At 60.1% G+C, this 13,833-nt stretch carries 7 protein-coding genes and 1 other annotated feature; of the genes, 3 read left to right on the forward strand and 4 right to left on the reverse strand.

Translation table 11 applies throughout. The features are described from left to right. Positions 1–159 precede the first annotated feature (159 nt). Both BHQ40_RS21805 and BHQ40_RS21810 read left to right on the forward strand, forming a co-directional pair. Positions 160–7,632, forward strand: a complete 7,473-nt coding sequence (locus tag BHQ40_RS21805; protein WP_083277102.1) for a CHC2 zinc finger domain-containing protein — start codon at positions 160–162, stop codon at positions 7,630–7,632. 13 nt (positions 7,633–7,645) lie between these two features. Then, positions 7,646–8,551, forward strand: coding sequence for a 3'-5' exonuclease (locus tag BHQ40_RS21810; protein ID WP_070157904.1), 906 nt, complete (start codon positions 7,646–7,648; stop codon positions 8,549–8,551). 375 nt (positions 8,552–8,926) lie between these two features. Here the strand turns inward: BHQ40_RS21810 and BHQ40_RS21815 are convergent. Continuing rightward, positions 8,927–10,155 (reverse strand): IS3 family transposase gene (locus BHQ40_RS21815; protein ID WP_139139415.1). Its coding sequence is split into 2 segments (ribosomal slippage): positions 8,927–9,867 and positions 9,867–10,155, totalling 1,230 coding nucleotides; the frame shifts between segments, so codons are not numbered across the junction. After that, positions 9,758–9,874 (reverse strand) — a sequence feature (AL1L pseudoknot). Its footprint overlaps the gene before it by 117 nt. 22 nt (positions 10,156–10,177) lie before the next feature. Between BHQ40_RS21815 and BHQ40_RS21825 the strand changes: the two genes are divergently transcribed. After that, on the forward strand, positions 10,178–10,606 hold the full coding sequence (locus BHQ40_RS21825) for a DUF6933 domain-containing protein (RefSeq protein ID WP_253183439.1): 429 nt from the start codon (positions 10,178–10,180) through the stop codon (positions 10,604–10,606). 65 nt (positions 10,607–10,671) lie between these two features. Here BHQ40_RS21825 and BHQ40_RS21830 read toward each other — a convergent pair whose 3' ends face one another. From BHQ40_RS21830 to BHQ40_RS21840, 3 genes are all read right to left on the reverse strand, one after another. Next, positions 10,672–11,406, reverse strand: coding sequence for an RES family NAD+ phosphorylase (locus tag BHQ40_RS21830; RefSeq protein ID WP_070157907.1), 735 nt, complete (start codon positions 11,404–11,406; stop codon positions 10,672–10,674). Beyond that, complete coding sequence (locus BHQ40_RS21835) at positions 11,403–11,816, reverse strand: MbcA/ParS/Xre antitoxin family protein (RefSeq protein WP_030540641.1); 414 nt, start codon at positions 11,814–11,816, stop codon at positions 11,403–11,405. Before BHQ40_RS21835 ends, BHQ40_RS21830 begins: the two co-directional genes overlap by 4 nt. A 53-nt stretch (positions 11,817–11,869) precedes the next feature. Beyond that, a partial coding sequence (locus BHQ40_RS21840) for a strawberry notch C-terminal domain-containing protein (RefSeq protein WP_253183440.1) occupies positions 11,870–13,833 on the reverse strand: 1,964 nt, incomplete at its 5' end.

The raw sequence follows: 13,833 nt of genomic DNA on the forward strand, positions 1-13,833 counted from the left end.
TCTCGCATTCCTCGTGCTGAGTTTACAGTGATGCATGGCTTCCGGTTGCATCCGCTGAATTCGTCTAAAGCCTTCTCAGTGACTTACTAATCTGAGGATCGCATGATAGCAGCATAACTTGGGTTCAATTGAAAAAGCTGGAATTCATGGGGGGATCCTTTGGCTCGCGGACCTAAAATCGGATCTTCGGACATTGCTCGGATTATTGAGCAAGCCGATATTGCAAGTGTCGCCGTGCGGCTTGGACTGCAGGTGGACAGCAGGTCCCGGCAACCGCGCCGTGCCATTTGCCCGTTCCATGATGACAAGGATCCGTCGTTAAACCTCTATCGCGGTGGCGTAGGGCGAGCTGAGCGCGACCATTATCATTGTTTCGTCTGCGGCGCTCATGGCGACGTCGTCTCCCTCATTCAGAATTATGAGAAGGTCTCGTTTTGGGAGGCGGTTCAGCGCCTCGCTTCGATTGAGGGTGTCGAGATAAGTTCTGTGCGCCAACCGGTCGTCAATCGTACGACTGGAGCGGCCCTTCTCGCGCGAAGCCTCGATGATATGCCGGCGACGGACCCAAAGTTCATCGCCTTTTGCGAGGAGCGAGGGTTCGATGTGGACTTTCTTCGCAGAAGAGGCGCGGCAAAATCAAGTCTCGACGATCTGATAAAACGCGCGAGAGCCGACCGCACGATTGAGGAGCAGCTCGTCGAGGCAGGCGTGCTTCGACGCGACGATGCCGGTGACCAGGTCGCTGATCTCTACGGACCAAAGTTGCGCGGCTTCTTTAGCGGCAGTCGCATCGTGTTTCCGATCGACGGGCCGCAGGGCGAGATTGTCGGTTTCGCTGCGCGCGCGCTTGACGATCAAAAACCAAAATATCTCTATTCATACGACTTTCCTCGCAGGAAATCGCTTTATGGCGAAGGACGCCTGCTCAAGGCACTTCAGGACATGCGTCTTACTGGCCGGCGTGAAGTCATTAGTATATATCTTGTGGAGGGAATTTTTGATGTCCTCCGTCTCGAACAGATGGGTCTTCATGCGTTAGGCGTTCTCGGCGCGCAGATCACGCCGGGCCAGATCGAACGCATTATCCGAATTCAGGAATTAGTTGCCGAATTTGATGGCGAGCTCCGCTTTTACATCTTTTTCGATTGGGATGATGCCGGCAAGCGCGGTGCGTACGATGCCGTGCTGCATCTCCTCAAGTTATTGGAACATGGTCATCCATTCGATCTGACAGTCATCTCCACACCGGCGGGAACCGTGGCTAAGGTTGATCCCGACACTTACTTGCGCGGTAAATCCTCTGAAACGGCGCGGGATCTGCTAGCGGCAGCGGGCGCTGGGCCACTTGAATTTCTTGCAGCTTATCGATTGGGGACAGAGCCCTCCAAGCTAGATTGGTCGTCGGTCAACCGCCTCCGGCTCGCATCGATTGCCCGAAGCGTCGCATATTCGCTGCGCGACCTGGACTGGGCGCGGATCATCGCCACATTACCAATCGCAGATCAACATTCTGGCCTGGCTCAGTTCGCGGCCTTGGTAAGCAGCTATGGGGGCCGGCAGGCTACGTCGTCGCAGGCGCCGCAGCTTCTTGAGCAGTTTCGCGATCCTGCAGACGATCGCTCAGACCTTCTCACCGCACTGACACTCGGACGCTCGTCGACTTCGCGCCGAGAGTATCCCCTTGATGACGAAGCTTGGGAACGACTTGCGATCGCTGCGTCCCCTCTTTTTCACATCCATCGGGCGAGGCTGGCAGCGGCGGACGGGCCTTCGAGCCCGCTCCTGACGCGGCATTTGCCCAAAGGAGACGGTAAATACAGGCTCAAGGCCGGACCCGTTGCGCACGACGCAATTCTTCAGCAATATGCGCTAATCGAATTGCTGCGGGACCGCGACGATTGTCCAAGGTTTGCGGACAGCATCCCGGCCATACGATATGCGCGCGATTGTGTACTCGATGGGGGCATCTACAAGACCGGTAATGGGCGCCGACAACCCGCGTTGAGCTTTGCCTACCAGATCGACATGGCGATCGTAAACGGACTTACGCCGCCAAGGCGTGAGGGCATCTTTCGACCCTATTTCGAATGTTGGCGCTCGTTCATCGATTTTCTCGATGGTCGTATCAGGCGTTTTCGTCATGACGAGATGCAAATCCTGCGCCTCGACATTACTGGCTTTTACGATCACATTCGATCCGACATATTCAGCGATGCTCTCGCACAACCGCTCGAACGCGCACTCCACTGCCTGAATTTTGCAGATGGCGATATTGGTTCGTTCGCGCCCTTGCTCGCTCCTTCCGAACGTGCGGATGCGGTGGGGCGATCCGAAGTTTTCACCCGGTTCTTGCTCCAGCACAGCTTCGGACTTCGCTATTTCAACCCAGTTTCCGGCGAGGAAGCTATACAGGAGGCAAAGCGGGGCATTCCGCAGGGGCCTGACCTTTCCGCCTACCTCGCAAATATCGCTCTTTTCGACCTCGACGACATGATGGGCGCCGAGATTGCCAGGCTTAATGAGGCTGACACCGAACAAGGCGAGACAGAGGACCAAGACCGATGCTCGGCCGCCTACGCCCGCTACGTCGATGACGTTGTCATAATCTGCCGGGATTTCGAGACTGCCGCTCAACTTCGTCGCAAAGTTGAATCTCTGATTGCGCTCAAGGGTTTGTCGCTCAATCGCAAGAATGTGACGCCCCCACCGATGACGCGGGCGCAGGCGCGCGGCTGGATCACCGACAATCGTGCAGGTTTCGGTTTTTCCGGACCGCTTGCCGATTTGCCGACGACCGAGGCTATGGACCCGCTTGCCGACGCAGGCGAAATCGATCGGCGCACGGCGCTCGGTCTTCTCTTTGATCCGGATCTCGACAATCCGGGAAATGCCGAGATTGGGGTCGCCAAGATCAGCATCGCACTTACTGCGGCAGACATCCGGTTTAACGACCGCGCCAATGCATATCGACGCCTATGGTGCTTCGCGTCTGACAGACTGACTGACACCTCGGGCGAAAGTCTGGCTGCGTCCTTTGCAGAGCTACTCGCCAGGGCCGAACCCCGCGCATTGCTACTTGCAACCGAAACTGACCGGCTCGACATCGCTTTGGCGGCAATGGAGGGCCTAGACAGGGCGTTGCGTTTCGCGGTTCCTCCGGGCACATTCGGTGAAGAACTGTGCGAACGCATTGCGCGCAACCTGCAGACCTTATCTGCCTCGGTACTTGACGATCCGTTTACACCGCTCGAAGCACTGCTGCTTGGCAGCAACGATGGCCGGCTGCTTTCACGTTTCGACACGCGCTGCCAGATCGGAATTATCGCCTGCCTCGCCGCCGAGCAGCTGGGACCGCGCGAACGCACGTTCCAGTTCACGCACCTGCACAAGTTTCTTCTGCCGAATATAGGTGGCGGTCAGGCCCTACCGGAGGGCTTGCTACATTCACTTCTTAAGCACGACGCCGCGTTCGAACGCCAGTTGCCGACCCTCGTTGTCGCGAGCGGGCAATCATCGGATGCAGCCTTCTCCCGTCTTAATCAGACACTGGTCGAACTCCAGCGCGCAGCAGCCCATGGTGAGGATGAAGGTCCAGGCTCATTTACGCTATCCGAGCTGCGTGACCCCAACGAAGTCGTCAACGCTACACAATCGATCCTAAGCATCTGGGCTCCGGGGAATGATATCGATGGAGGTACAGAGCCTCCGACCGAAATCGAACTTGATGCAGCAGCGACGTTGGTCAACGTCACGTACGCCGTGTTTGGCGTTATCGCATCGCGTCGACCACGGTTGACACGGTTGATTGCTGGCGCGCCGGGCGCGATGCCATTGCCCTCGCCACCGGGCCTTAAGTCCTCCGGTATTCTGTTGTGGTGTCCTAATGGTCGCTTACTGCTCGCGTCGCCCGACGCAGCAGAAGCCCCGCCGGTTGGCGTGACTTGGACGGATTTGAATGAGCAGACTGTGCCTGGCGTCGCCTTGCGAGAAGCGACACTCCCCGCAGGCTGCAGACTGTTAGTCGAGAATGACCGGAGATGGTCGCCGGCAGAAATCGCAAATCTCTACCGCGCCGGGTTCACCCTGTTCGCGCAACAACTCAATCTCGATGCCGAACGTGTGCCAGTCCCGACAGCGTTCTCATTCTTCGCTAACATCGCAGATGACGTTATCGACTTTTCGAGCGTGCAGCTAATTTCATGGCCGGCGCCTCGGTCAAGCGTCGACGGCCACGCGTTCGTCCGTGTCGGGCCCTCGCTGGAGGCGCGCGGCGTTTACTCGGATGGAGCGGACTTGTGGCGCTATGGCTGGGCCGTGCGGGACGCCTGTAACCGCGCCGAGCCATCCCATGACGATGACGCCGGGATGGATGCCCAGGCCGCAACTGCGCTGGATGAGGATTTCCATCGGCGAGAAGCTATCGTCGCGCGCGTGCTTCCCCGGCTTTCTGGGGCCGATCGGTGGGGGCCGGGCGAGGGTGCGCCAGATAATCCGATCCCTACGCGCATCCGCCGCGCCCTGGCGTTGCTCGAGAATTTCGATCGTGCCGGCACCGCTGCCGAAGCGGCGTCCTGCTTGGTCGCAGCCGTCTCTGAAGGAATGTTCATGAGCGAGCGCATAAATGCGCTCGACGACCTTACTTCGAACGGTAATGCAGCCGAGCTTCTTGCTCGAGCGACCAGAAGGGTGAGCCGCGCGCTTCCTGAAGCTGCTAAGCACTGGGACATCACTACCCCGCACTCGCTGCCGCACCGACGTAGCGCCGCGGCTTGGCAGACACTGTCAGTGGCAATCGGGAATGCGGGCACAAACATCCCTGGCGACGCCGCGGACTCGCTAAATGCGCTGGAAGCAGGTGCTGAAACACTCGCTGCAATCGCGGATCTGCGGGCGCTAGCATTTGAAATCGCGGCCGGCTTGCCCGAGGACTCGCTTAACCTTCTCGCCGATGCCGAGTTTGATCTTGCTTGGGTATCGGACATCGTGGGCCTTGATCTAATCATGATCAATGAGGGGTCGGCAACCACCGACCCCAGTCTCGCCATTCAGGTTACCAGGGTCGTGCGCGCGTTCTGCCAAGTGGTTCTAGGCCAACGCGGGGGGCTCAATTTCGTACGCGACCAGATCACGCCGTCCGGCTGGGTCGTGCTGGTCGCTATACTCATCCAAGTCGTGCCCGTACGCCAGCTAGGCAATTTTACCCGCCCGACCCTATGGCAGATACATTCTGGACCTGCCGGTGCTGAAGCTGCGCTCCAAGGCCTCCTGCGGTATTTTGCTAGCAGCTCGGAAGCGACCGCGAACGCCCCCAATTGGCCGTGGGACGTGTTCGAGCAACTTCTTCTGCAACGTCCCTCCGATCTGCCATCGCTTCTGCGGCAAGTCACCGACTCGACGGCAATCAGCGTTAGCGATGAAATATCTTGGTCGAATCCCCGAACTGGCGACAGCCAAGCCGACCGTCCGATCATGCGCCTGGCCGACGGCAGTTCCGTCAGCCTTGCCGAGTGGCAGATTGATGTGTCTTATGTGCGAGGCGAACGTGGCGCTTCGATGGAGGCCTATCCGGTCGGCAGCCGGATGCGCTTCCCGTATTCGATCTCGCGCCGCGGCGATCAAATCCTTGGCCTGCATCTCGTTTCGCGCAAGCTTGGCGAGGCCGCATTCGGAGGATCACTCCAGACTGAGTCATCTCCTGCGGAGCGCCGGTCGGTGCCGGAAGTCATGCCTGTTCCGGTAATCGTTGAAGGCACTTTAGATGATCCCTCTACCGGCCAGGACCCCGCGACCTCGCTAGAAAATACCATAGTTCCATCCGCGCAGTCCGATCTGATTACGCTGGATGAGGCATTGGCGCTTATCGACAGAAAGCGCGTCCGATCCTGGAGCGATCGTTCCGTTGCCAAGAATTTCGGCACGCATCGAGTTGCGCTGGTCCAATGGGATGTTGCCGACAGCTATTACAGCCCGGGACACAAGGGTGGGGTTTACGAAGGTTTGGTCTCTCCCTCCGGTGACAAGCCAGCTGACCCGGCAACCGTTAAGAATGGCGGCGTATTTCTTTCGACGTCCGAACACCGCCGCCGCGCGCTGATCCGGGAAGTTCTGAAGGCCTGCGCGGAGTTCAAGGTCGATGGCCTCGTATTCCCGGAATACAGTCTCCGACCGGAAACGATCAACTGGCTCGCACGTCAGCTTAAGACGCAACCACGGCAAATTACCGTTTGGTGCGGCACCTTCAGAGTTCCCAATGCGACGCAACTCGACCTGGATTTCAGTGATAACGCGACGGCCCCCTATAGGTCGTCCATCGACGGACCGTTACCACCGGGGATCAACCGTTGGGAGGCGCATACAGCCGTTTTGACCTGTCTGCAGGCGAAGGTCGATGACCGCGCGATCGTGAAAGTGGAGCATTATGCGCGGCAGAAGCGCTACCCATCCGCTGCGGCCGGCGAATTGATCAGGCCGCCATTCGACCAGCCATGGCACCCGTTGCTGGTCGACGAAAGGGATCCGTTCAAGCTGGGGACGTTCTCATTGGAACTCGTCTGCTCGGAGATGTTTCCGCATGCCAGCAGCGCGAACTTCGTCGGCATCATTGAGGAAAACAACGAACTCGCTGACCGATACGGCCTAGGCAAGGGCGGCGAGACAATGTTCAACCATGTCAGCAATGACATTTACGAGTTCGCTCGATGGACGGCGTTTCGCAACGCAGCCAAGGTCGCCGGTGACACCAACCGCGCGCTTCTTAGAGGCGAAGCGCTCCAGCGGACGCTGATTGTCCTTCCCGCCATGACGACCCGATCGGCCGATTATCATATCTTCGGGCAAAACCAGTATCTGGCTGCCGGACTGGTCACTGCATTTTGCAATGCCGTCGTACCGCATGCGAGTTGCGGTCAGAGCGGCTTCATTGGCCTCGACGGGTGGAAGCGGACCGAAGGGATCAAGACGCCCTACGGATCCAAGGCTCCGGGTATCTTCCAGCTTGGCGATTCACACAGCGGCCCCTTAGGCGACACCGAAGCGGCTATGGTCATTGCCGACCTGGACTTGCTAAGAACGACGGATCAGCGCCCCCGACCGCATTATCAGCATCGGTCTTTGCGGCTTGTCGCGCATCTTCCAATCTTTTTCGCGACGGAGAAGGGGGGGCATGCCGGCATCGGCGCATATCCAAACAAGCAGCGTCAGCCCCGGTCACGGACGATCGAAGGGAAAGCATTCACCTTTGCGGAGGCACGCAGCAAGCTCGCCAAGGCGCTAGAACTCGAATCCGTCTGGCGGGCGAAGCTGAATGTCGCTGCCCGCGATGAGGAACCGTCACCGGAATACCAGGCCGCGATCGCAGAAACGCTGGCGGCGCTTCGCGTACTTGAGGAGTTTGCGGACGATCCTGCCTGGCTCCGTAAACGGACCGATTCCTTCAAATCCGAACGCTATGAAATGCCGCCAATGGCTCCATTGCCGGCTCTCGTCGATTGGCTGTACGTCGATGATCGATGGCTGCCGGGAACGAACAGTGCGGTGGCTCCGGTCGAAGGGGAAGACCCGCTGAAAAGCGACAAGCCATTGCTTGGCGTCCCTCGCTCGATGCAGGACGAACCGCCGCGGGGCATCGGCTGACGTGGAGCGACAGATGACTAACACCGACTCTGAACGCTGCCTTGAAGACCTGGCACGCCGACTTGAGGCGTCGGGAGATTTTCGGGTCCTCCGACGACTGAAGCTCAGTGAACGCATCGAGCCGAGCGACGGTGTCCAGACTCGAACGGGCATGTTTCTAGATGTTGAGAGTACCGGCCTAGATGTTCGCGTCAGCGAGATAATCGAAATCTCCGTCACGCCGTTCGAATACGGCCTTGACGAGCGAATCGTTTCGGTTGGACAGCCGTTGCACCAGTTCAATGAGCCAGCGGACCCGATCCCCGCCGAGATAACCGCAATCACTGGCCTGACAGACGAGCTTGTAGCTGGTCACCGGCTGGATATCCCCGCAATCGAAGCATTTGTGGAGCAAGCGAACATCATAATCGCCCACAATGCCGCGTTCGACCGACCGCTCGTCGAACGGATCTCCCCCATATTTTCCGCCAAACCGTGGGCCTGCACGATGTGCGATGTTCCCTGGAAGGAAGAGGGCGTCGAAGGGCGGCGATTGTCGGAGCTCTTGTCGGGCTTTAAGTATTTTTTCGACGCGCACCGCGCGGTCGATGATTGCGAGGCCGGTATTGCGCTTTTGACGATGACGCTTCCAAAGAGTGGCGAGCGGGTGCTCAGCAGCGTCTTGAGGACTGCGCGCCAGCCAACTTGGCGAATATTCGCGGATGCCGCGCCATTCGAGATGAAGGACGTTTTGAAGCATCGCGGTTACAAATGGAATGCAGACCGAGCGCTTGGCCCGAGGGCGTGGTGGAAGGAGGTTCCCTCCGATCTGGTCGACGCCGAGGTAGATTTCCTACAATCGGAGATCTTCCGGTCGCCGGTGCGTCTTCCGATGTTTGAGATAACTGCCTTTCAGCGCTATTCTATGCGTGCGATTTAGAGCCCCACGTTGGCATTCAGCGAACGCTATCGAAGAACACTTTTTTCCGAAGCAAGGGCTTTATATCTGGGGTGGCCGTTGGTGGCGAAAGCTGTTGTTTGATGCTTGGATTCCAAACCGCTGCAAAGTCCCAGCGGGGGTCGCTCAATCCCGACCGTTGATCAATGCATGTCGCGTTAATGGACGTGCTGAACACATAACATTATCCATTTGACGCGATGCGCCACCTCCACTGCACCAAGAAGCTGCTTGATCGGATCAAACCCGAGATCGCTGAGCCCAGACAGAGTGACACCGCACTGGGCAATCGGTATGCCACCGTCCTGTTCTGGAAGCTGAACCGCGCCGGGTCTGCCGGAGGCATTGGGTTGTGAGTCACGCTGCCATATCGATGTTGTCCGCGGCAGCATAATATTGTTCTTCGGCCTCGGCAGGCGGGATGTTGCCGATGGGTTCGAGTAGGCGGCGGTGATTGAACCAGTCGACCCATTCCAACGTGGCATATTCAACGGCTTCGAAGCTGCGCCACGGCCCACGCCTGTGGATCACCTCGGCCTTGTAGAGGCCGTTGATAGTCTCGGCCAAAGCGTTGTCGTAGCTGTCGCCGACGCTGCCGACCGACGGCTCGATCCCGGCTTCGGCGAGGCGCTCGGTGTACTTGATGGACACGTATTGCGACCCGCGGTCGCTATGATGGATGAGGCCGCCGCGATGAGCAGGCCGGCGATCGTGCAGCGCCTGCTCCAGAGCATCGAGGACGAAGCTGGCATGGGCGGTCCTGCTGGCCCGCCAACCGACGATCCGTCTGGCGTAGGTATCGATGACGAAGGCGACGTAGACGAACCCCGCCCAGGTAGCGACGTAGGTGAAGTCCGACACCCACAGCATGTTCGGCGCCGGCGCGTAGAACCTGCGGTTGACGTGATCGAGCGGGCACGGCGCCACCTTGTCGCTGATGGTCGTGCGCACGGGCTTGCCACGGATCACCCCTGCCAGGCCCATCTCACGCATCAACCGCGCGACCGTGCAGCGGGCGATCGGAAAGCCCTCTCGCGTCATCTGCCGCCAGACCTTGCGGACGCCGTAGACCGCGAAGTTCTCGGCGAATACGCGCGCGATCTCAGGCTTGAGCGCCATATCCTGCCGCGCCCGCGCCGACAGGCGCGCCGGATCCCGTCGCTTCGCGATGCGCTCGTGATAGGTAGATGGGGCGATCGGCAGGACGCGGCAGATCGGCTCGACCCCATAGGCATCGCGGTGATCGTCGATGAACGCGATCATCGCTTGAACGGGCGGTCGAGCTCCGCCTGCGCAAAATATGCCGACGCCTTGCGCAGAATCTCGTTGGCCTGGCGCAGCTCGCGGACCTCGCGCTCCAGCGCCTTCATCTTGTCGGCTACCTCGGTCGGCACGCCAGTACGCCTGCCGCTGTCGACCTCAGCCTTCTTCACCCACTCATGCAGCGTCTGCGGAACGCAGCCGATCTTCTCCGCGATCGACACCACCGCCGCCCAGCGGGACGGATAATCGCGCTCGTGATCGACCACCATCCGCACCGCACGCTCGCGGACTTCCGGGGCAAACTTGTTCGTTGTCTTGCTCATATAGGCTCCACCTTCTCAGGAGTTGGAGCCTCCGGCAAACCCGGCGCGGTTCAAGCCGCAGGTGGCGTTGCTGGTTTCTGAGCGCACGCTGCTTCCCGTGCTTATGCCGCTGGCCCCGGCGGCCACGCTTGCTCGAAGATTCCCCTCACAATTGGTGCTGGTTCTGAAGGAGCACGGCGTCCCAAGCGAATTCATCGCTCAGGAAGTTTGGCAGATGGACAAGGTCCAATATGCAAAGACCGCGAACCGGAGTGTCGTGGGCATCCTCAATGAATTCGTTAGGCAGGCCGAATTCTGGCTGGCTGCCTATGCCTATGAGAAGGGTGATGACGACGACCTCTTGGCAATCTCCGCCAAGCTAGCGGAAACACCATGTAGCCCGCTGTACAAGGGCCCGGTGTCGCCGGACAAAGCCCTTCATGAACTCGTGAAGGCTGGTTCGCAGGCATGAGCCTGCTGGCCATCATTTGCGCTCGGAGACTCTACAGCACTCGGCCGGAAACCCAGTCTATGCGGTCAGACAGGATCGGGCGGCAAATCGACGATACGGAAAACCGTCCCTGATCCGGCATCACGCACGAGGTCAACCCGCGCGCCATCCCAGTGATAGTCGAGGTGCCGCCCCTGTAGGGGGTTCGACGCGCAGTCTGGGTAGAAGAGCGCGACGCATTCCCCACCGGGATGCCGGATGCTCGGGTAGGCAATCCCGTTCGATCTCGCGCCCCTGAGGTGCCGCGCGAGCGCTTGGGATGCGGTGTAGCTGTCGGGATCGAGCGCCGGAACTGGCTCCCCCGCCTGAGGTCGGAGATCATGCAGTTCTGCATCGACCGCCATGACGATTTCGCGGAACTGCGAGGTCCATCCCGGCGCTTCCTTTGTCCGTACCATGAAGCGGGCATGGTGGTGGATCGTCTCGAATAGCGCGGTTTCAAAACGGCCCCCAACATACAGCACGCCGTAGCTGCCATCTGTAAACCGGCTTGGCCGATCTGTGCTAATGTGGGTGAATGGCGCCATGAGGTAGGAGGCGCCGTTGCCACCGACGCGGCGGCCAACCGGAACGAGGTCGAGATTGCCAATCGTCGCCATGATGCGCGGATTGGTCTTCTGCTCCGCCGAGATCAGCAGCGGCCAGTCGGCCGGGTCAGCGATATCCTCGAACAGGTCGATCGGCGGAAAGGCGCTGCGTATGATCCTGACAGCGCCCTTCCACTCAACTCGGGAAACCGGGATATCTATCGCTTCGCTCACCAGCCACCGCGCTCGGCGTCGAGATAGCGACGCACTCGCATGATGTCGGTGAGCTCGCCTCCCAGCATTACGTCGAGCGCACAGGCTCCGTCGAACGCGTCGTTCGCTACCCTGATCCAGGCATAGCCACGCGTTGCTTCAGAGAAGATGATCCGAAGCGCCTTGTGGATGCCTAAGAGGTTGGAGAGACGCGCACGCCCATCACGCGAAACGCGCCCGGGACCTTCCGCCTTCCATCGGCGATAAGAGCGCACCGGCATGTCGAGCAGCGTTGCCGCCTGCTCGTCGGTCAGCTCCCATTTGCCGAACAGATTGAGGACTGCCCGGAACATGGCAGCTGCCTCGTCCTGGGTAATCGGATCGGGACGGAAGGCGGTAACGGCAGTATCAACGGGTTGCAGGGCCAGCATGGCAGTTCTCCATATGGCATCATATAGGCCAAATGGGGCCATTTGGCAAGGAGCTATACCGATGATGCCAGTCTGGCCATCACGCTCGCGGCGCCTTCGATCGGCACGAAGAGGCGCGTCTGGTAACGGATAATCTCCGTGAAGCAGCCTTGCGCCTTGTACCAGTCGAGGCGAGCTGCACTCCATCCCGTAAGCTCAATTCGCTGTGAGCCATTGACCAGGCTGCGCTTGACCATGATGAGCTCTCGGCCCGCGAACTCCAGAGCCCTGCCCGTTGCCAGGACGGTCTGGACAATGTCGTCGGCGGAAAGCGTTTGCTCGCGCTCCAGACCCAGCGCTCGGCACAGTTCGGGCACACAATGGGCGGGAACCTCGCGGCCGAGGAGCGAACGGCCATCTGCTGCCGAGATGCGGCTCACCCTCACGAAATCGGACGGTAGCTTGTCCCAGACCGGCAGCAGGAGGCCGGTCGCAAGATAGAGGCGCTCGCGTTTGTGGCTGGTTTGCGCCTCCGCGACCTCGGTTGACCAGGCATCGCGGAAGGTGTCGATGGCAATATCCTCCCAGCTGCTCTCCGCCAACTGATCCTCGGTGATGTGACTGCGCTTGAGCGGGCGCAGCAATTCGAAGCGGGTCACGCGCGTACCGTCATCGGCAAGGATGCTTCGGGCGGGCACCAGCAAGGCGACTCGACCTGAGCGTGCGTTCCGAACCGGCCGCTGCCGCTGCCCGGTGATGCCGTGAAGCTCCTCGAGCCGCTTCAGTGTGAGTGGCTTCAAGGCTCTGGCGATTTCCAGTTCGAGGAGATGGGTGGTCGCTCCTGAAGCCGGATCTGTTCGCAACAACGTGTCGGACAGGACCGCGAAGTCCTCGACTGCAATCGTCTCGAGGCCGAGATCGAGCGTGCCGGCCTGCCGGGCGGCATCGATGCGCGCTTCGACCAGCCCCATGAACTCGTCGAAGATCGCGTTCTGCAGGGCTATGGGAAGCGCAAGAATGCGGTTGAGCCACCGCTGGATCGATGGCAGGTCATCGACCATCGAACCATCAGGCGCTTCGATCCGGAGACCTGTCAGCTCCTGAAAGCGCCCGAGACTGACGGCTTCGAGCTTGCCGGTGAACAACAGGCCGAACCAGCGATGGAGCGCCTCCTTGGCGTAGATGCTTTCGAGATTGTCAGCGGGATCGAACAGGTTCTGCCCGCCGGTCTGGCGCTGCCCGCGCGTAAGAGCACCAAGACTGTCCAGGCGCCGCGCGATCGTAGAGATGAAGCGGCGCTCGCCGCGCACATCTGTCGTCACGGGCCTGAAGAGCGGGGCCGATGCCTGATTGGTGCGATTGGTCCGGCCAAGCCCCTGGATTGCGGCGTCAGCCCGCCAACCCGGCTCGAGCAGGAAATGGACGCGGCGGGCCTGGTTCCTGGCGGCAAGATCAGCATGGTAGCTGCGCCCCGTTCCCCCGGCATCGGAGAACACCAGGATGCGCTTGTCACCGTCCATGAAGGCCTGGGTTTCGCCCACATTGGCGCGCGGCGAGCGGGATTGGAGTTTCTGGCGACCATCGCGGCCGACGATCAGCCGACGTGTGCGACCGGTGACTTCGGCCACCTGGTCAACGCCGAAGCGTTCGATGATGGCATCGAGGGCTGTGGCGATGGGCGGCAAGGCGCAGAGCTGCTCGATCATCCGGTCGCGTGCGGCAAGCGCAGAGCGACAGAGCACGGGAGCGCCATGCTCGTCACTCATCGGCTCGGAGCGAGGATTGCCATTTTCGTCGGTAAACACGGCCATCAGGCGGACGGGGAAGCTCTTGGTGAGATAGTCGATCACATATTCCCGCGGAGAGAGGTCGATCTCGAGAGCTTCGCGCTCCTCTTCAGACAGGTCGGCAAGCCGGCGGTTGAGCATGGCTTCTGCCGTCGAGACCAGTTGGACGACAACGGCGTTCCCATCAGCAATCGCGGCTTCGATGGCTGGCAGCAAGCTGGGCAGCTTCATCGACAGAAGCAGCTGCGCGA

It is taken from the genome of Sphingobium phenoxybenzoativorans (genome assembly GCF_001757355.1).
Lineage (GTDB): Bacteria > Pseudomonadota > Alphaproteobacteria > Sphingomonadales > Sphingomonadaceae > Sphingobium > Sphingobium phenoxybenzoativorans.

Bases quoted from the DNA above. Each gene is read 5' to 3' on its own strand.
- BHQ40_RS21810 (WP_070157904.1), top strand. From the start codon at position 7,646: ATGACTAACACCGACTCTGAACGCTGCCTTGAAGACCTGGCACGCCGA.
- BHQ40_RS21835 (WP_030540641.1), bottom strand. From the start codon at position 11,816: ATGCTGGCCCTGCAACCCGTTGATACTGCCGTTACCGCCTTCCGTCCC.